Annotated in this window: 15 protein-coding genes; 7 read left to right on the top strand and 8 right to left on the bottom strand. The window is 69.2% G+C overall.

Annotated features, from left to right (window positions below; translation table 11 throughout):
- Positions 1-154: 154 nt before the first annotated feature.
- The gene (locus BKK81_RS23175) at positions 155-2,305 is read left to right on the top strand and encodes a LamG-like jellyroll fold domain-containing protein (protein WP_083384373.1); all 2,151 of its coding nucleotides are present in this window, start codon (positions 155-157) and stop codon (positions 2,303-2,305) included.
- 116 nt (positions 2,306-2,421) lie between these two features.
- On the opposite strand, the gene BKK81_RS23170 is transcribed toward BKK81_RS23175, so the two are convergent.
- Positions 2,422-3,042: a c-type cytochrome gene (locus tag BKK81_RS23170; RefSeq protein WP_071018049.1), complete on the bottom strand. Its 621-nt coding sequence runs from the start codon at positions 3,040-3,042 to the stop codon at positions 2,422-2,424.
- Positions 3,043-3,084: 42 nt separating this feature from the next.
- Positions 3,085-4,314, bottom strand: coding sequence for a cytochrome C (locus tag BKK81_RS23165; protein ID WP_156811540.1), 1,230 nt, complete (start codon positions 4,312-4,314; stop codon positions 3,085-3,087).
- 655 nt (positions 4,315-4,969) lie between these two features.
- Between BKK81_RS23165 and BKK81_RS23155 the strand changes: the two genes are divergently transcribed.
- The 4 genes from BKK81_RS23155 to BKK81_RS23145 all read left to right on the top strand — a co-directional run bounded on the left by BKK81_RS23155 (position 4,970) and on the right by BKK81_RS23145 (position 10,852).
- On the top strand, positions 4,970-5,728 hold the full coding sequence (locus tag BKK81_RS23155; RefSeq protein WP_071018044.1) for a DeoR/GlpR family DNA-binding transcription regulator: 759 nt from the start codon (positions 4,970-4,972) through the stop codon (positions 5,726-5,728).
- Between the two features lie 294 nt (positions 5,729-6,022).
- Positions 6,023-6,178 carry a hypothetical protein gene (locus BKK81_RS36115; RefSeq protein ID WP_167366700.1) on the top strand — a complete coding sequence of 52 codons (156 nt, stop codon included), beginning with the start codon at positions 6,023-6,025 and terminating at the stop codon, positions 6,176-6,178.
- Between the two features lie 49 nt (positions 6,179-6,227).
- Entirely contained in the window at positions 6,228-8,489 is a 2,262-nt protein-coding gene (locus tag BKK81_RS23150) for a phosphocholine-specific phospholipase C (protein WP_071018042.1), read from the top strand.
- 104 nt (positions 8,490-8,593) lie between these two features.
- Complete coding sequence (locus tag BKK81_RS23145; protein ID WP_156811427.1) at positions 8,594-10,852, top strand: alkaline phosphatase family protein; 2,259 nt, start codon at positions 8,594-8,596, stop codon at positions 10,850-10,852.
- Positions 10,853-10,913: 61 nt separating this feature from the next.
- On the opposite strand, the gene BKK81_RS23140 is transcribed toward BKK81_RS23145, so the two are convergent.
- The 4 genes from BKK81_RS23140 to BKK81_RS23125 all read right to left on the bottom strand — a co-directional run bounded on the left by BKK81_RS23140 (position 10,914) and on the right by BKK81_RS23125 (position 15,890).
- Positions 10,914-12,614 carry a SulP family inorganic anion transporter gene (locus BKK81_RS23140; protein WP_071018040.1) on the bottom strand — a complete coding sequence of 567 codons (1,701 nt, stop codon included), beginning with the start codon at positions 12,612-12,614 and terminating at the stop codon, positions 10,914-10,916.
- Positions 12,615-12,790: 176 nt separating this feature from the next.
- Positions 12,791-13,525 (bottom strand): hypothetical protein, encoded by a 735-nt coding sequence (locus BKK81_RS23135; RefSeq protein ID WP_071022114.1) that lies wholly within the window; start codon positions 13,523-13,525, stop codon positions 12,791-12,793.
- Positions 13,526-13,796: 271 nt separating this feature from the next.
- A complete protein-coding gene (locus BKK81_RS23130) occupies positions 13,797-14,699 on the bottom strand; it encodes a hypothetical protein (RefSeq protein ID WP_071018038.1) in 903 nt (300 codons plus the stop codon).
- Between the two features lie 303 nt (positions 14,700-15,002).
- A complete protein-coding gene (locus tag BKK81_RS23125) occupies positions 15,003-15,890 on the bottom strand; it encodes a formyltransferase family protein (RefSeq protein ID WP_231908201.1) in 888 nt (295 codons plus the stop codon).
- A 377-nt stretch (positions 15,891-16,267) separates the two neighbouring features.
- On the opposite strand from BKK81_RS23125, the gene alr reads away from it, so the two are divergent.
- Positions 16,268-17,413, top strand: a complete 1,146-nt coding sequence (alr, locus tag BKK81_RS23120) for an alanine racemase (RefSeq protein ID WP_071018036.1) — start codon at positions 16,268-16,270, stop codon at positions 17,411-17,413.
- Between the two features lie 54 nt (positions 17,414-17,467).
- Here alr and BKK81_RS23115 read toward each other — a convergent pair whose 3' ends face one another.
- Positions 17,468-17,959 (bottom strand): flavodoxin family protein, encoded by a 492-nt coding sequence (locus tag BKK81_RS23115; protein ID WP_071018034.1) that lies wholly within the window; start codon positions 17,957-17,959, stop codon positions 17,468-17,470.
- A gap of 174 nt (positions 17,960-18,133) precedes the next feature.
- Here BKK81_RS23115 and BKK81_RS23110 point away from each other — a divergent pair, with 174 nt between their 5' ends.
- Complete coding sequence (locus tag BKK81_RS23110) at positions 18,134-18,688, top strand: lipocalin family protein (RefSeq protein WP_071018033.1); 555 nt, start codon at positions 18,134-18,136, stop codon at positions 18,686-18,688.
- Positions 18,689-18,722: 34 nt separating this feature from the next.
- On the opposite strand, the gene BKK81_RS23105 is transcribed toward BKK81_RS23110, so the two are convergent.
- Complete coding sequence (locus BKK81_RS23105) at positions 18,723-19,703, bottom strand: GlxA family transcriptional regulator (protein ID WP_071018031.1); 981 nt, start codon at positions 19,701-19,703, stop codon at positions 18,723-18,725.
- Positions 19,704-19,764 lie beyond the last annotated feature (61 nt).

Below are 19,764 nucleotides of genomic sequence, written 5' to 3'. Positions count from 1 at the left end.
CTTGCCTGATTCTTGCCTGATTCTTGCCTGATTCTTGCCTGATTCTTGCCTGATTCTTGCCTGATTCTTGCCTGATTCTTGCCTGATTTTTGCCTGATCCCGGCGGAGACCGCGCCCCGCGGCGCCTCCGCGCCAACCCGCGAAACCTGCAGTCATGGAAAAAACCACCCCCAAGCGTCCCGACCTCGTCGCCGTCGACGGCACTGTCGCGCCAGGCCTCCCCGCCGCGCCCGACGCGCGCCGCCGCAACCTGCTCAAGGCCGGGCTGAGCGCCTCCCTGCTGCCGGTCGGCGGCAGCGCGCTGCTGGCCGCCTGCGCCGGCGGCGATGACAACGCCACCACGGCAGCGCCCGCAGGCGGTGCCGGCACCACGCCGCAGGGACCACAAACGCCGCAGGCGATCTCCAGCTTCGCGCTGGCGGTGCTGCCGGACACGCAGTTCTATGCACGCTATGCCACCGTGGCCGAGAACCGCCAGTTCTCGCGCAAGTTCGGCAGCGAACCCTTCCGCGCCCAGACCCAGTGGGTGGCCGACAACGCCGCCGGCCTCAACATCCCCTTCCTGGTCCACCTGGGCGACGTGGTCGACCAGCAGGGCAAGGAAGCGCAGTGGATGGTGGCCGACGCGGCCATGCAGATCCTCGAGAACGCCAAGGTGCCGTACTCCATCCTGGCCGGCAACCACGATGTGATCTCCGACCAGGACTATGTCACCCCCGCCAGCCAGGACAGCGGCACCGACCAGCAGCGCGACCTGTCGCGCGAGCCCTACCTGCAATGGTTCGGCACCGCGCGCGCGAAGCGGCAGGCCACTTTCGGCGGGCGCGATCCCAGCGGCTTCCACGAGTACCACGTGTTCACCGCCGAGGGCCAGCAGTTCCTGGTGCTGTCGCTGTCCTGGCGCATCTCCGACGCGGGGCTGGCCTGGGCCAACCAGGTGCTCCGGGACCATCCCACGCTGCCGGCGATCCTGGTCAACCACCAGTTGCTCAATATCGACAAGGACGGCGTCAGCCCGCTCGAAGTGCCCTACGGGAACATGCTGTGGGACAAGCTGATCCAGAACAACGACCAGATCTTCATGACGCTGAACGGCCACTACCACGGTGCCGCGCGCCTGACCAAGACCAATGCCTACGGCAATGCGGTGGAGCAGATGGTGGTCGATTACCAGATGGCCTACCAGGGCGGCAACGGCCTGATGCGGCTGTACGAGTTCGACCTGAGCAACAACCAGATCCGGGTGCTGTCGTTCTCGCCCTGGGTGCCGCAGAAGCCCAAGGACACGCTGAACGCCTTCGACCAGGCCGTGCTGACCGCGCCCAATGAGCAGTTCACCATCCGGATGGACTTCGCCAAGCGCTTCGCGCGCTTCAACCAGGGCTTCCAGGCCGGCAAGCCGCGCCATACCTCCCTGGTCGACAAAGCGCGCGCACTGGTGCTGGCGGGCTACACCGACCCGGCCGTGGCGGCACAGAAGCCGGCCGCCGATAGCGAAGACTATCCGCACGTGGCCGGCACGCTGGCGCATTGGCGCTTCTTCGGCGGCACCGACGGCCAGGTCGTCAAGGTCGGCGAAGTGGTGGCCGACCAGGCCGGCGCCAACCCGGTCCGCCGCGCGCCGCTCAACGTCGACGGCGTGGCCGGCGCGCAGCTCGACGACCTGGTCTGGTCCAGCGACCGCCATCACCTGTCGGCGGCGCCGGGCTCGGTGCAGTTCCGCAATACCGACAAGAACACACCGCGCCTGAGCTACTTCCTCACCGATGCCGCCGCGCCCATCAACGCCGAGACGCTGGCCAACGGCTACACCGTGGAGGCCTTCGTCAAGCTCGACAAGAGCTGGAGCGCCGGCAAGCACGCCTGGATGAACATCATGACCCGCGACGGCAAGCGCGGCGACCTGCCGGGCTTCGTCGGCGGCGACCCGGAATCGCCGCCGATGCTGTTCGCCGTCTCCAGCCTGCGCGAGATCCAGTGGGAAGTGGTGCCGGTGCAGGCCGGCAACCGCGACGCCAGGACCAACTGGTCCGGCGAGATCATCGCGGACAAGTGGGTGCACGTCGCCATCGTCAGCGACAACAGCAGCAAGGAGACGCTGCTCTACATCGAAGGCGCGCCGGTGCTGCGCAACACCAGCAACGCCACCGGTGTCGACACGCTCGGCGCGGCCATGCCCTGGGTCATCGGCGGCGGCTCGTGGGACGGCAGCCGCGCGGACGGCTTCTTCGGCAACATCGGCGAGATCCGCGTGGTCGGCAAGCCGCTGAAGCCGGCCGAATGGCTCACGGCGCGGCGCGGCTGAGTACGAAGCGGGCGGGCTGCAGAACAGGCTATGCAGCCCCTCGTCCGCCAGCTCGCGCCGGCGCCGCACCGCTTGCAGGCGTCCGCTGCCGGTGGCGGACTACCCCGACTCGCGCGTCACTGTGCCTGCAAATAGGCTGCGACGGCTTGTGCCTGCTCGACGCTGAGTTGATGTGCTACCGCGCTCATTACTGGCGCGTTACCCCGGGCACCGCTGCGGAATACCTCGATCTGGCGAACGAGATAGGACTGATGCTGTCCGGCCAGTCGTGGAAACAAGCTATTGCCCTGGGCCTGGGCACCGTGGCAAGTAGCGCAGGGGGGGACCCCCTTGTCCGGCAGGCCCTGTTCGAAAATGGCTTTCCCTTTGGCCATGATCTCAGTCTCGCCCGCACCACCCGGCGGCGCCTTCTGGCTGGCGTAGTAGTCACCTAGAGCACGAATAGTGTCGTCATCCAGTTGCGAGGCGATTCCCCACATATAGGAGCGAGCATCGGTCTCGCCTCGCTCATGGTGGCGGAATCCCTTGAGCTGCGCCTGGATATACTCGGATGTTTGCCCGTCGAGCCGCGGGAACATGGGCGATTCGCTGTGACCGTGCACGCCATGGCAAGCTGCGCATAACTGCGAGGCAAGCTTCGCGCCATCTGCCGCGCACGTCACCGGGATCGTCAGCACGGCAGTGGCCACGCCGAGCACGACAGCTCTTGACAGGCGAACGACGCAGATATGGCTCATGCTCTCCTCATCGTCAGGAAGAATCGCCTTCGCGCTAATCGGTTAGAACGCGAACCAGGCCAGTAAATAGAGGGTGTTGTTGTCCTGGGCATTCCTGCCATTGCCGTCATAGTTGGCATGCGCCCCATTGAATTTGAGAAACCAGGTGTACTGCAATGCCAGTTTGACCTGCGGGTGGGGCAGATAGTCCAGCTCAAAGATCAGCCCGCGCGAATCCGGATAGCCATTGGCGCTGCCTGTCACCGGCGCTGGTGCGTAAAGACCGGGGTCGGCGTTTCCAGTCGTGGAAAAGTACGCCAGGGTACCCCCGTACTTGCGCTGGTACATATAGGAAGCCCTGGCCTTGAACGTCGTGAGATGGTCTGTCGGATTGGCCGGGGTCGGACCGGCACCGATACCACCACTGGGGAAACTCGCGCGCCAGTTTTGTTTTTCGTAGATCCATGCGGCCTGCGCTGTAAAGGCGTGCGGCAGGGTCAGGTACTGATACTGCGCGTCGAGTGCGTAATCGCTGAAGCGGTCTGTCGGCGTACCCGGCAAGGTGTTATCCGGATAGCGATCCGCGATCATGCCAAAGGTGCCGAGCATCAGGGAATTGGCGCCCCATTCGTGGTTGTAGGCGAGACGCCAATACGGGCTTGCGCCGCTCAGGCGCGCCACCCCTCCGGGGGTGTTGATGTCCTGCCCGGTCCGGAAGACGGAGAGCGCTCCGTCAGCCGTGCGGTAGAAGCCGAATTCGGCATAGACGCTGCGTTGCCAGAAGGCATAGGCGGCAAGACCCGCAACCTGCTGTGCCAGCCCGCCATCAATCAGCGTACTCGCGGCGGGCGTGACGGAGACGCTGCTCGACGCGAATGGAAAGCCAAACGCCGGCGTGCTGTTCCACACGTCTGACACGGTGGGGTTGTTATTGACTGTGACGCCGTAAATGAAATCAATATCGTTTTCAGCCAGGTGCCATGCCGCCCGGATATCGGTATTGTCAAGCGCGGCGCGGTGGGCGATGCCATCATAAGTCCATTGTGTGAATGTGCCCACGTGATCGAAGATGCGGCCTGCCAGGAAAACGCTTGCCTGCTGCAGCGCGAGATCGTCATTGCGAACGAAGTCGAAATTAGCCTGATCGACAGTTCGGGACGATGTTCTTGAAACCTGAACCATCGCGGAGAGCGGGATAGTCCGATTGTTCGACAGGGTATAGCCGGTCAGCTTGAAGAACCGCCCGAATGGCGTGAGCTCCGGGAAGTTGACGTGGCAAGCGACGCAGGCCATGCCGGTCTGGCGGGCGAAGGCCGGTACTGCCATGCCGCTCTGAGGAAGCGCGGCGATCAGGAGTGCAAATGCAGCGCCGAAGGCAATCCAATACCTCGCACGAGCTTTCATCCCGGGCCTCCCGACCAATCCGATCCCCAGCCTGCAATTTTTTTAACTATATCGGATCGGACTTGGATGGGATGGTCATCCATGCGGCTTAGTTCAAATTGCTGGCGGGGTCCTGCGAAGGGTATTCCCGAAACCACGAAGCTATCCGATCACTTGCAAGGGTGGCTAGTCGTGCTTCATGGATGTCGCGGAAAGAAGAGTCTTCTCTGGCCGGAACGGCCACTGAAGATCCGCCGCGAGCGCGGGAGTTCACCAAGCATGCCACCGCTGCGCAGCGCACAGGACAGCGGTATCCATGCGCCTGCCCCGGACCGGAACGCAGCGCTCGATCATCGTCCCCCCGACCATCCCGCCAGGCATCTGCGCGGTCACGTCGGCCTTGTCATGCGCAAGGCGCTCCAGCTCGACCGCAACGCATGCCAACGCTTGCCCATGGCATGTGCAGGTTACGTAAGCTGCCCACGCCTTCTCGGCAGATATCATTTCTTCGTCACATTTGGCAGGTAGATTTTCATTCGAACACAAATCATGAGCGAATGAACAAATGGGCCTGAACCGACGACAGCGAGACATCCTCGACTGGCTGCACGAAGTGGACCGGCTGACCACGGAGCAACTGGCCGACCGCTTCAACGTGAGCAGCCAGACGATCCGTCGCGACATCAACGACCTCGATGAGCAAGGCCTGGTCAGGCGCGTGCATGGCGGGCTGAGCCTGCCGACCCACCAGCACAACCAGAGCTTCCTGCAGCGAAGCAATGTCCAGGTCGAACGCAAGCGCCGTATCGCGCAGGCGGCTGCCGGTCTCATGCAGGACGACGCGACCGTCTTTCTCGGCTATGGCACCACGGTGGCGGAGTTCGCGCGAGCCCTGCCTCCGGACCGGCCGCTGCGCGTGGTGACGAACAACATGGATGCGGTACGGGTTCTGGCCGACAAGCCTGGGATAGAGACCTGGGTGACCGGCGGCAGGCTGCGGCCCGCCGACCGCGATGTGATGGGGAGCGCCACGCTCGATTTCCTGCGCAAGTTCCGCGCGCATTTCGCCGTCTTCGGCGTAGGCGCCGTCAGCGCCGACGGCACCCTCTACGAATTCCAGCCCGACGAAGCGGAACTGTCGCAGGTCCTCCTCACGCATAGCCACCGCAGGCTGCTGCTTGCCGATAGCGGCAAGTTCCTGCGTGACGCGCCCTGCAGGGTGGCGAGCCTCGAACAGGTCGACCACTTCTTCACGGACGCCGACGCCCCCGCCGACCTGCAAGCGCTGTGCGAGCGCGCGGGCGTGGAGATGCACCTCTGCTGAGCGCCATGGCATGCCGGGCGAGATCGACGACTCGCGTCACGACATGCCCGCGTAGCCCGACATAGCCGATGCAAACGCCCTCGCGCGGCATCGGCAAGAACTCCTGAAGCGTACCGGAACAGTCTTTCCCTCGCAGCCGAGCCTGCTCCAGGGACGCCCCGCTGTTGTCGCAAGACCCGTGCATGGCGACAACTCGATTGACCACGAAGCCCATCGCAACGATCCGCGCTCGGACTGCAACTGACCCATCTCATGACTAGACCGATCCCTACACATCAAGAAACAGGCCGATCCATGCTGGGCATTGGTGCGCTGTGCATCGTGCTGCTGCTGGGCGGCTGCGGCGGCGGCGACAACCCGACGGCGCCCCCTTCCCCGGGCAACCCCGGAAACACCGGCGACGTGACTCCGGCGGCCTGCACCACGACGCACTGCGCGCCGGTACCTTGACCGCGGTACGCCCAGCCTTGTCCGAGCCACCCACCATCGTTCATCCGGTATGACCTTCAATCCTTCCAAGCGCAAGTTCCTGCGCTCCTCCCTCGGCACCGCCGCCGCCATCGCGACGCTCTCTTCCTTCCCGCCAAGCATCCGGCGCGCGCTGGCCATCGAGGCCAACAACGCCACCGGCACCATCCAGGACGTCAAGTACGTGGTGATGGTGATGCTGGAGAACCGCTCGTTCGACAGCTATTTCGGCACGCACAAGGGCATGCGCGGCTACGGAGACCGCTTCCCGGTTCCCTCGGCGAATGCCCCCAGCATCTTCTACCAGTCCTACGGGGCCAGCACGCTCATCCCCTATCACCTCGACGGGAACGCAGGCAACGCACAGCGTGCCGGCGGCACGCCGCACACGTGGAACGATGCGCAGGCCGCCTGGGACCATGGCCGGATGGCGGCCTGGCCGAACGCAAAGACGCCGCTCTCGATGGGCTACTACGACACCGCGGAAGTGCCGTTCCAGCGCGCGCTCGCCGATGCCTTCACGGCATGCGATGCCTATCACTGCGGCATGCACACCGGCACGATCCCCAACCGCCTGTTCTACTGGACCGGCACCAATGGTCCGAGCGGACTGGACCCGGACACCAACGCGCCCGTGGGGGTCGCCGCGCTGGTCAATGAGTTCAACGGCGGCAACGACATCGGAGCCTCCACCTCCGGCTGGACATGGACCACCTACGCCGATCGCCTGGAACGCGCGGGCGTCAGCTGGAAGGTCTATCAAAGCCTGATCGACAACTTCGGCTGCAATGAAATGATGGGCTTCCGCCATTGGCGCAAGGCCATCGAGCAGATGCCCTCGACGCGCCGGCCGGTGTATGTAGCGACAGAAAGCCTGGCGCAGTCGCCGACGGCCGCCGGACCCGCCTACAACCCCGATATCGACGATGCACTGAGCCCGCTGGCCAAGGGTTTCGGCAACACCATGCCGGAAGGCCTGCTCGAGACGTTCCGCAACGACATCCAGAACGGCACGCTCCCGTCGGTCTCCTGGATCATTCCTCCGTCGCAATACAGCGAGCACCCGGGGCCCTCCAGCCCGGCGCAGGGCGGCTGGTACGTGCAACAGATCCTGGACGCCCTGACCGCGAATCCGGAAATCTGGAGCCAGACCGTGCTGCTGGTCAACTATGACGAGAACGACGGCTTCTTCGACCACCTGCCTCCGCCGAGCGCGCCGTCGCGCAATCCGGATGGCACGCTCGCGGGCGGCAGCACGCTGTCGGACAGCGATATGGCGCCCGAGTACCACACGTACACGCCCGCCACGAGCAAGCAGCCGGCGGCAGACGGCCGCCCGTATGGCCCGGGTCCGCGCGTGCCGATGCTCGTGATTTCTCCGTGGAGCCGCGGCGGGTTCGTCAACTCGCAGATCTGCGATCACACATCGACGCTGATGTTCCTCGAGAAACGCTTTGGCGTCATCGAGCCCCAGATCAGCAATTACCGCCGCGCCGTCTGCGGCGACCTCACCTCGTGCTTCGACTTCGTCAACCCGAATGCCGCCCTGGTGCCGGATCTGCCGGGCCGCACCACCAAGGTCGGCGTCGACGCCCTGGCGATCGCGCAGAGCGCGAAGTCCGCCATTGCCGTGCCTGGCGCCACGCCCGATTCCGCCCTGCCCGCCCAGGCAGCCGGCACGCGGCCGTCGCGCGCGCTGCCCTACGAGCTGCACACCACCATGCATCCGAATGCACAGGCGGGTGCTGTCACGCTGGAATTCGTCAACGCCAGCACCGGCGGCGTGGGCGCGCTGTTCCATGTCTATGACAAGCTGCACCTGGACCTCATCCCGCGCCGCTACCTGGTCGAAGCCAACAAGTCGCTGAGCGGCAGCTGGACACTTCCCGTCGCCGACCACGGCAGGTACCACCTCTGGGTGCTTGGACCCAATGGCTACCACCGCGAGTTCGTCGGCGACCTGAGCGAGACGACGGGCGCGGTGAATCCGGAGATCCAGGTCTGCTACCAACCGTGCGACAACGCCTCGGTGAGCGTCAAGCTGCACAACCGGGGCAACCAGCCCTGCACCTTCACCGTCGCCGCGAACGCGTATCACACGGACGGCCCGTGGTCGCTCTCGGTGGCACCGAACTCGGTGGGCGAACTGAGCTGGCCGGTGGCCAACAGCGGCAACTGGTACGACTTCAGCGTGAGCACCAGCGTATCGCCGACGTTCAAGCGCCGCTTCGCCGGCCGGATCGAAACCGGCAAGGACTCCGTCTCGGACCCGGCCATGGGCATGGGCGCATAGCGACGATGCCCGGCCGGCCCGCCGCCCATGCCGCGGCGGGCCGGCCTTGCGCCCCACGACGGACTCCAAGGTCTCCCATCTTCCCCTATTGGCTATTCCACGACATGACCATCCACAGCAATGCATTGCGCGCGGGCGCCGGCCCGCAGACGCCGGCCGCGGCGCACGGGTGCGCCGACCACGCCGCCACCGCGCGCCAACGCCCGGCACCCCGTCGCCGGCCGCTGGCCCGGCTCGCCGGTTCCCTGGCCCTGGCCGGGCTGATCGGCGGCGCCCTGACGGCTTGCGGCAGCAGCGACGACAAGACCGCCTCCGCCGAGTTGCCTGTGCCCGGCACCGGCACTCCCTCGGCGTCCACGACCACCTTGGCCAGGCGCACGCTGCTCGTCGATCTTGACGGTGTCACTTACGACGCCTTGCGCCAGGGCATCGCCTCGGGCCAGTTGCCGAATCTCGCCAGACTCCGGCCGCAGCTCGCCTACAGCGGCGGCGTACTCAACGACGTGAGCCAGCAGCCGAACCTGGATGCACCCGGATGGGCGACGCTGCTGACGGGCACCTGGGCGAGCCGGCATCGGATCTTCGCGATCGCGCCCGGCCAGAAGCCCGCCGTGCCGACCCTGTTCAGCCTGGCCAAGGCATCCGGCACGAGCCGGACAGGGGCGGCGGTCGCCTCGGCACCGCTGGCGACCCTGCTGGCGCCCGATCATGCCGCGGGCGCGCTGGACACGCTGGCCAGCTGCGCCCAGGACGCCAACCCGGACGACTGCGTCACGCGCAATGCCATCCAGATGATAGGCAGGGGCGACTACGCGACCGTCGTCGCCCAGTACCATTCCGCCGAGGACGTGGCGCTGAACGATGGCCTGGCTTCGTCTCAATACGCGCAGGCGCTTGCCCGACTGGACGCGGCGGTCGGCACGCTCCTGTCGGAAACGGCGAAGCATGCCGACAGCCAGTGGCTGGTGGTCGTGGCCTCGAGCCACGGCCTGAATGCCAATGGCCGCGCCGACGGGTTGCCCGAGGTGCCGCAGTCGGCCGCGTTCATCGCCGTCAACCAGGACGAGAACAATGGCCAGCGGGGATCGACCCCGGCGCTGCCGGCAACCGTCGCGGGGTTGTATCGGTACGCCAGCATCGCGGACGTGACCCCCACGATCCTCGCCCATCTGAACAAGACGCCGGCCAATCCGGACTACGCGATGGACGGCGCCCAGTTGATCGGCGCGCAACCCCCGACGCTTGCCGTCCAGATTGCCGAGGACAACACGACGCGGGCCCGGGCCGTGCTGGCCTGGAGCGCGCCCGCGAGCGCGGCCATCACGCTCATGCGCGATGGCAAGGAGATCGCCAAGCTGCCCGCAGGCACGACGACGTACACCGACCCGCTCGCCGACCGGGCCGAACTGCAGACCGGCAAATACCGCTTCAGCTATGCCGTGATCGCTGGCACGGCGGCCCGCGCCGTGCTCACGCCTCAGATTTCGTACATCAAGGCGCAACCCCCTGTCCCCCTCGCCGCCACCCTGGTCAACGGGCTGACGGTCTACTACCCCTTCGGTCAGGACCCGCAACTGACGGCGCCGGTCGATGCGCTCGGCCACAGCACGATGGGACCGTGGGCGGCCGATGCCAATGGCGGCGCCATGACCGCCGACCCGCTGGGCGGCCATGGCCTGTTCATCGATACCAATATCGCGAATGCCGCCGGCTACGACGGTTACCGGCTGACACCGCAATCCTCTTCGCAGGACGTGGTGAACAGCGCGGTGGCCAGCGGTGGCGCCTTCTCCATCGGCTTCTGGTACAAGGCTCCGGCGTGCAGCACCAACACGGTCGGCGAGCCCATCTTCAGCAACAAGACGGGCTACGCTACCAGCGGCGGCACCGCGGGCATCATCATCAGCATGTTCGGATGCGGCGCGGAGTTCAACGTCGCGGACGGCTCCCACCGCACCGACACCAACAGCCCGTACATCCCCTTCAGCGAGAACCAGTGGGTGTACTTCGCGCTGGTGGTCGATGTCGGCGGCAAGACCATGTCGGGCTATGTGTTCGATCCCATCCTGGGCAGCCAATCGCAGACCCATGCATTCGCCGCCGGCATGGTTGCCGCGGCACTGGCCGGCGTGAACCAGTCGAGCGAAGTCGGCTTCGGCCTGGGCGAGGATGGAACCGGCAAGTTCTACATGGCCAAGAACGGGCAGAAGGCCGGCTCCTACAATCCCAGCCTCGCCACGACAGACAAGCCCATGCAGATGGCCTTCTCTGACCTGGCGATGTGGAACCGCGCCTTGACGCAGGATGAGCTGAGCTCGATCTTCCTGTCGCAGAAGCCGCTGTCCGGCTTGCTGGCGAAGTAGGCGGAATCCGGCGCACGCGGGCGGACCTGGCCTTCCAGGCCGCCCGTTCGCACGGCGGCGCCTAAGCGGATGCCGCCCCCAGCGAGCGCACGCACTCGTCCACGCTGAGGTCGTGCAGCGACTCGCGCGGCAGGGCCGGAGAGGCGGCACGGATCAGCACGTCGAGCACGGGCGGCTTCAGGCGCACCAGCAGCAGGCGCTGGCCGTCGGCGGCCACCTGCGCCGCGAACACTTCCAGCGCCTCGATGGTCGAGCCGTCGATGTCGGGCGACTCCTCCAGGCTGAAGATCAGCGTATGCAGCCCCTCGTCGGCCGCCTGGCGCAGGTGCCGCACCGCGGCCAGCATGCGCTCGACGTTGGCGAAGAACATCGGTGCCTCCGGCCGCACGATCAGCACGCCGGGCAGGCGCTGCGCCTCCGGGTGGGCGGCGATATCGACATAGTCGTGGCCGCCGTCGAGCCGCCCGAGCTGGCTCACGCGCGGCTCGGAGAAGCTGCGCAGCGTCAGCGCCAGGCTGACGCCGATCGCCACCAGCAGCCCGTCCAGCACGCCCAGCAGCAGTACCGCGGCGCAGGCCGCGATCACCAGCAGGCGGTCGCGCCGCCAGGCCCAGTAGGGCCGGAACACGGCCGGCCGCAGCGTATGGCTGACGGCATGGATGACGATGGCGGCCAGCACGGCCTCGGGCGTCAGCGCGAGTTGCGGCAGCAGCAGCGCGACGATCAGCGCGATGACGGCGGCCGCGCACCAGCCGGCCAGGCGAGACTGCGCGCCGGCGGCTTCGTTGGCGGAAGTGGCGGAGAAACCCGCGCCGACCGGCGCGCCGTGCAGCACGCCCGAGCCGAGGTTGGCCAGGCCGAGCGCGACCAGGTCGCGGTCGGGCTGGGTGCTGTCGCCGTGCTTGAGCGCGAAGCTGCGGATGGAACTGTAGGACTCGGCGTACAGGATCAGCACCAGCGCGATCGCCAGCTCGCCCAGGCGCAGCCACTGCGCGCGCGGCAGGTCGGGCAGGCCGAGGCGGAGGTCGGCCAGGTCGATGGCGCCGACCTGGCCGATGCCGAAGTGCTTCAGGTCGGTGGCATAAGCCGCGGCGACGCCGAGCACGATCACCACCATCGGCCCCGGCACCCGGCGCCAGCGCGCCAGCGCGAACAGCACCAGCAGCGCCGCCAGGCAGGCGGCGAGGGCGTTGAGGTTCCACGCCGGCAGTACCTGCAGGAATTCGTAGCAGAAGCGCGGCAGGTCATTGTGCGCCGGGTGGACGCCGGCCACCCCGGCGACCTGCTTCAGGATGATGGTGATGGCCAGCCCGAAGGTGAAACCGCGCAGCACTGGCTTGGCGATGAAATCGGTGATGCCGCCCAGGCGCGCCAGCCCGGCCAGTATCAGGAACACGCCGGCCAGCGCCACCAGCGCGGCGCCCAGCGCGAGCCGCTGGCCGGCATCGGCGCCGCTCATGGACAAGGTCGCCGCGGCCAGCACCGCCGCCGAGGACGAGGTGGCCGAGACCACCGCGAAGCGGCTGGTGCCGACGATGCCGTAGGCCACCAGGCCGACCAGCAGCCCGATCAGGCCGGCTTGCGCCGGCAGGTTGGCGATGCCGGCATAGGCCACCGCCTCGGGCAGCAGCAGGCCGGCGATCGAACAGCCCGCCACCACGTCGCGGCCGATGCGCTGGCCGCGCGTCAGCGCGCCATCATCGGCCGGCCCGGAGCTGTCGGGCGGGCGGCTGGAAGCAGGGGCGGCGGGTGCATGGTCCATGGCAGCAAAGAGCGTAGCGTCGTCGATCCGCCCATTCTGCCAACAACCGGCGCCGCGAGAAAGCCGCGCACGGCGGCGCCGGCGCACGCTGCGCGCGTGCCGCCACGCAGGCCTCCCCGCTCCAGGCATGATGCGGCGCGGCATGCCGCCCGCCGGCGCCGGCCTGGCCGCTTACCTCAGCCGAGCGGAATCTCGAAGATCCACTTGAAGGTCCAGCGGTCGGTCGCGCGCGTCAGGCCACGGCCGATGCCGAAATTGAAGACGAAGGGCTTGCGATCGACGTCGAAGGCCAGGTAGACGCTGTGCTGCTCCTGGTGCAGCGGCAGCGGATGGTTGACCGGCCCGAGGTCGGCGTAGTACTCGACCCCCGCAGCCAGTCCGCGCGCCACGGTGCGCGCCACCTTGACGCCCGGCGCGGCGTCCGGCACACCGCTGCGGGCGGTGCCGGACAGGTTCCAGTCCAGCACCGGATTGACCGCCCACAGCCAGCGCGCGTCCTGGTGGCCATAGATGGGGCGCAGTTCGAGTGCGTTCTGCGAGGCCTCGAAACGCGGGCCCACATGGGCCAGTTCGACGTTGATGCCGCCGAAGCTGCCGACACCGTCCTGCGGCTGCAGCGGCATCCACTTGACGCGCAGCTTGGGGCCGGTGACATAGAAGGTGTTGTCGCGCGTCAGCGTGGTGGGGATGTAGAAACCGAACTCCACGGTACGCGTCAGGCCGTAGGAAAACTCGGCGGTATAGCGCCAGCCATGCGGCGTGGTGACCTCGCCCGGATAGCTGGGCGTGCCGATGCCGCTGGGCGTGGTATTGACGTGCAACTCCAGGCCGAGCTGGCCTGGGGCATTGATGTCGCCGGTGTAGACCTGGATCTCGTCGGGCAGCACTGCGCGGGCCGATGGCGGGAACATCGCCAGCGCCAGCACGATCGCGATGACCAGCGCCGCCTGCGGAGGCGGCAAGCGTCGGCGCAATCCTGGCTGCGGGCATGTCGGCGGCATCGTGCGTCCCCTGTCTCTTTCATCGCAGCATAAGACAGGACGGCGCGCCGCCACGCAATAACCCCGTGCGGCGAATCCGAACGCGCGTGACTCGCATTCGCATTCTTGCGCGCCCCGGCTACCGCAGGTGGCGACAGCCGGGGCACCGGCGGGACGCCCGCGCGGGCGTCCCGCATCCCGCTTACAGCGCGCGGGCCACCAGCGTGGTGCTGCCGGCGCCGCCGGTCACGGTGCCGACCACACCGTTGACCAGGCCCGTGACCGGCGCCAGGGTGCTGCCCAGCACGGGCACGTTGCCCAGTGCACCGGTCGCGGTCTTCACCACGCCGCCGACTGCCGCCAGCGGGTTGCCGGCATTGCTGCCTGCCGCGCCGGCCACGGTACCCACCACGCCGTTGACCACATTGGTCACCGGAGCGATGGCGCTGCCCAGCACCGGCACATTGCCCAGCGCGCCGGTGGCGGTGCCGAGCAGGCCCGTCACCGCGGCCAGCGGGTTGCCGGCATTGCCGCCGGCGGCGCCGGCCACGGTGCCGAGCACGCCATTGACCGCGCCATTGACCGCGCCCGTCACCGGCGCCAGCGCGCTGCCCAGCACCGGCACATTGCCCAGTGCGCCGGTGGCGGTGCCGACCAGGCCCGTCACCGCGGCCAGCGGGTTGCCCGCATTGCCGCCGGCCGTGCCGGCCACGGTGCCGAGCACGCCATTGACCGCGCCATTGACCGCGCCCGTCACCGGCGCCAGCGCGCTGCCCGCCACGGGTACGTTGCCGAGTGCGCCGGTCGCGGTGCTCAGCACGCTGGTGATCGGCGTGATAGGCAGGCCGCCGGAGCCGCTGGCGGCGCCGCTGACGGCGCTGACCACGGAGGCGACCGCGCCGGTGACCGGGGCCGCCGCGCTGCCCAGCACCGGTACGCTGCCCAGCGCGCCGGTGGCAGTGCCGACCACGCCCGTCACCGGCGCCAGCACGTCGCCGACCGGCAGCGCCGGCAGCGAGACGGACTGCGCTTGTGCCGCATTGACCCAAACCGATGCTGCGAAGGCGAGGCCGGCCACCTTCCAGCACGATTGCAGCTTGTTCATGTACTAGTCCTTTTTCGATGAGTTGTCGTCGCGCGGCGGCACCATGCCGCTGCGTCTCCGAGATGCCGGCGGCCGGTCCGCAGCGGGTAGCGGGCCGGGCCGGTCGGCGTGCGGACAGCGCAGGAGACGTGCCAGCCCATGCCCGCGTGCCGGCCGCCGGTGGGCGGCGACGCGCGCACGGCATCCGGCCGAGGCCGACGGCCGAAAAATCAAGGACTTGGCGCGGGAAGGCGGCGGCGGGGCAGGCGACGCCACGGGCGGCGTGCGCGCCCCGGCAGGGCGGAATCGATGTGGCGTGTAACGTTACGCAGAAACATTTTCGTTACGGCGCACGCCAGGATTGGCGCTGCGGCCGGCGGCACCGGAGCGGGCCGCAGCGTGCGCGGACGGACGGCGCGAGCGGAGTGTGCAGAACGCGCCCCGCGCCCTACGTGCCCAGCCCGTGGCGCGCGGCGGCCGGCAGCGCGCTCCATTCGAGCAGGGCGACGAAGCCGTCGCGCGCCGCCACCACCAGCTTGCGCCGGTAGTGATGCACGATCGTGCCGGGCTCGAAGGCATGGGGCTCGGCCCAGCCGGCGGCGCGCCGCACATAGAGCGGCGCTCCGCCGAGGACCGGCGCGATGCATTCGTGCGGCCCGCAGGCGCGCGCCGGGCCTGCCAGAGGCCGGCGAAGTCGCGCGCGACGCGGCCGGCCAGGCGTGCGGCGGCGAGCTGGAGCTTGAGCTGGAAGGTCTCGTGGCACTCCTCCGCGGACAGCGCCACCGGTTCCGCCGCCAGGATCTCGCCGGCGTCGAATTCGGGGGCCAGGCAGTGGCAGCTGACGGCCCAGGCGCGGCGCGCTTCCAGCAGGGCACGGAACAGCGGATAAGGCCCGCGCCCCTCCGGCAGCGGCGAGGGGTGGAAGTTGACGGCATGGCGCAGGTACGCGCGCCAGTCCGGCACGCGCCAGGCATGGCCGGCCACCACCAGCACTTCGCAGCCTTGCTCGGCCAGGACACGCAGATCGTCGGCACGGATGGCGGACATGCGCACCGGCACGCCGTGCCCCTGCGCGCGCGCCACCACTTCCTCGTTGAAATCCTGGCGGTTGTCGACCGGCATGGTGAACACGGCCAGCGGCTGCCAGCCCGCGGCGACGAAGGCGTCGAACACGCCGCACCATAGATCGAAGCCGGCAAAGGCGAAACGCATCCGGCCCTCCTTCCTTGTCACGATTGCGCCGTTGCCGGCCCAGGCAGGCATGCTAGCCAGCCGGGGCGCGGCGCAAGGGCCGAACTGGACGGCACTCCGTGCCTATTTAAGCGGCCGTAACCGAGCGGTAACGGCGCGTAAGACAGCGCCGCGCCGGACTGCCGCATGGCGCACAGGCAGGTACATGGCGGATACAAAGGCGGGCGTCCGCCCGATCCCGGCTGCCGGCGCACAGGCGGCAGGTTGGCGGCGCCCGGGGGCGCAGCAAGCTTTCCTGTTTTTCCAGATCAAATTGGAAACAATGCCTGCCTGGTTGCTCATACGATAGCGTGGTTTGCTGGAAACAGCCCCACCGCCATCGACCCGCCCCTGCCCCCATGCCGCGCCCGATCACCGCCACCATCCACCTCCCCGCCCTCGCCTCCAACCTCGCTGCCGCCCGCCGCGCGGCGCCCGCCTCGCGCGTCTGGGCGGTGGTCAAGGCCGACGCCTACGGGCACGGCATCGAGCGCGCCTATCCGGCGCTGCGCGCGGCCGACGGCTTCGCCCTGCTCGAACCCGCCGAGGCGGCGCGGCTGCGCGCGCTGGGCTGGAACAAACCCATCCTGCTGCTGGAAGGCTTCTTCGACGCCGCCGACGTGGACCGGCTGGGCGAGCTCGGCCTGAGCACGACGGTGCATGACGAGGCCCAGTTGCGCCTGCTGGAGGACGCTTCGCGCGCGCGCCGCCTTGCCCCGCGCTCGCTCGACGTCTGCCTGAAGCTGAACACCGGCATGAACCGCCTGGGCTTCGACCCGGCCGGCTACGGTGCCGCCTGGCGGCGCCTGCAGGCCATCGAGGCGGTGCGCTCGGTCACGCACATGACCCACTTCTCGGACGCCGACGGCGACAAGGGCATCGCCGCGCAGATGGCGGTCTTCCACGCGGCCACGCACGGGCTGCCGGGCGCCGCCTGCGTGGCGAACTCGGCCGGCACGCTGTGGCATGCCGGCAGCCGCATGGACTGGGTGCGCGCCGGCATCATGCTCTACGGCGCCTCGCCCGCCGGGCGCTGGGAGGACGTGGCCGCGCAGGGCCTGCAGCCCGCCATGACCCTGAGCAGCCGCATCCTGGCCGTGCGCGACGTGCCGGCCGGCGAGGCGGTCGGCTACGGCTCGCACTACGTCGCGCCCGCGCGGCGCCGCATCGGCGTGGTGGCCTGCGGCTATGCCGACGGCTACCCGCGCACGGCGTCCTCGCACGCCGGGCACTTCGCCCCGGTATGGGTCGACGGGGTCGAGAGCCGCACGGTCGGGCGCGTCTCCATGGACATGCTCGCGGTCGACCTGAGCGACTGCCCGGCGGCCGGCGTCGGCACGCCGGTGGAACTGTGGGGACGGCACGTGCCGATCGACCGCGTGGCGGCGGCCGCCGGCACGCTCGGCTACGAGCTGATGTGCGCGGTCGCCCCGCGCGTGCCGGTGATGGTGGAAGCCCTGCCGGCACCGGCCGAAGAGAACGCCGGGATGGCCCTGGCCGGCTGAATCCGGCTGGCCGCGCCCGTCCGGCGCAGGGAGTGGCGGGCGCGGCGGGCGCGGCTAGAACACGCCCAGCGCCAGGCCCGCCGCCAGGCCCGCGCCCAGCTCCGCGCAGCGCGCCAGGTCATCGGCCTCGACGGTCTTGGGCGCGAGGATGCGCTCGGGCGTCTGCGCATGGGTGCAGACGATGAGCCCGGCAGCGACGCTCTTGAGACGCCAGCCGGTGGCGATGCGGTCGATCTGGCGCAGCGCGTTCTGGCCGTCGCTGCCGGCGCAGATCATGGCGGCGTAGGGCCGCCCGTTGACGCGGTCGAGCGCCGCGTAATAGCAGCGGTCGAAAAAATCCTTCATCAGGCCCGACATGGCGGCGAGGTTCTCCGGCGTGGCGAACAGGTAGCCGTCGGCCGCCAGCACATCCTCGGCGACGGTGTCCTGCGCGCGCTGCAGCCTGACCTCGACACCGGCCTGCGCGCGCGCCGCCGCGGCCGCCGCCTCGGCCATCTGCCGGGTGCCTCCCGTCATCGTGTGGTAGATGATCAGCAGCGTCTTCATGTGCGCCCGCCTGTGCCGTCATGCATCCGTCATGCACCCGTCGTGGTTCCTGCGCAGACTCTAGCACGCCGCCACCGGCGCGGTGCCCGCCCGCGGCGACTGGTGCTATCGTTGCGGCGGCGCACGGCACCGGCCCCCGGTGCCGTGCGCCTGTCCCGCCCAAGGAGCCTCTACATGTCGTCTTTCCGGATCCCGCTGCTCGCCTGCGCCGCGCTGCTGTGGCTGGGCCCCGCGCACGCCGCCGAGCAGGCCGCGGCGCCGCTGCAGCCGGTACCGGCACTCGCGGTCGAGCGCTATCTCGGCACCTGGTATGAGATCGCCAGGTATCCGAACCCCTTCCAGCGCGAGTGCATCGGCCACGCCACCGCGACCTACGCGCTGGCCGCCGGCGGCAAGCTCGCCATCACCAACCGCTGCAGCAACCGCAGCGGTGGCACCAGCGAAGCCGACGGCGTGGCGCGCCAGGTCGGCGGCGCCGCCTCGGCGCGCCTGCAGGTCCGCTTCGCGCCGGCATGGCTGGGCTTCCTGCCCTTCGTCTGGGGCGACTACTGGGTGATCGACCTCGACCCCGACTACACGCTGGCCGCCGTCAGCGAACCGAAACGCCAGTACCTGTGGATCCTGTCGCGCACCCCGCACGTGGACTCGGCGCGGCTGCAGGCCCTGGTGGAACGGCTGGCCGCCCAGGGCTTCGATATCGACGGTCTGGAGTCCACGCCGCAGGACTGAGCCGGCGCCCCACGCCGCCACCACGACTCAACCACTACGCCGCTACCCCCGCCTGGCGGAAGCGGCCCGGATTGGCCCCCGCCACCTTGCGCATCAGGCGCCGCAACGCCGTCGCATCCTGGTAGCCGACCGCCTCGGCCACCTGCTCCACCGTCATCCGGCTGCCCTCCAGCAACGCCCTGGCGCGCCGCAGCCTGACGCTCTGCACCAGCGCCAGCGTGCTCTTGCCGGTGGCCTTCTGCACATGGCGCGCCAGCGTGCGCTCGGACATGCAGAAGGCCCGCGCCAGTTCCGCCACCGATGGCGGCGCCGGCAGCGCCGCCTCGACCCTGGCCGCCAGGCGCGCCACCAGGTCGTTGCCGCTGGCCATCGCCTCCGGCACGATGAAGGGCGCCTGTGCCTGGCGGCCGTCGACCAGCAGCATGCGCGCGACCTGCTCGGCCAGCGCGCTGCCGCAGCGCTCGCGCAGCAGGTGCAGCATCAGGTCGGTCTGGGCGAAGGCCGCGCCGGCGGTGGTCACCGGACCGTCGGCGCACACCATGCGGTCGGCATCGACGCGGCACGCCGGCGCCATCGCCTGCAGCAGCGGCGCCAGCCACCACGAGGTGGTGGCGCGCCGCCCCTGCAGCAGGCCGGCATCGCGCAGCAGGAACACCGCCGAGCAGGCGGCGGCCACGGTGCCGCCGGCCGCGGCGTGGCGCGCCAGCGCGGCCGCCACCGCACCCGCCTCGGCGCTGGCCAGGCGCGCCCGCAGCGCCGCCGGCGTGGCCAGCCCGAGCCCGGGCAGCACCCACAGCGAGCGGTCCCGGCCCGCGCGCGCCGGCAGCCGCGCGGTCTGCACCGACAGCCCGCCCTGCAGCCGCACCGGCCCGCCGGCGAGCGAGCACAGGCGCCAGCGCGGCGCGGCCACGCCCGCCCGGGGGGCCAGCGCCGCGGCCGCCGCCAGCATGTCCTGCGTCACCGCGACGCTGCTGGCATAGGCCCCTTCGAGGATCACGACGGTGAAATCGTGCATGTCGGATTTCGCTTGAAACGAGTCATTTCAGACGCTGCCATTCTGCCCCTGCGAACGCTCC

Source organism: Cupriavidus sp. USMAHM13, from assembly GCF_001854285.1.
In the GTDB taxonomy this organism is placed as follows: Bacteria; Pseudomonadota; Gammaproteobacteria; order Burkholderiales; family Burkholderiaceae; genus Cupriavidus; species Cupriavidus malaysiensis.
Note: the sequence above shows the minus strand (reverse complement) of the source record. Positions and strands in the feature narration are given on the sequence as shown.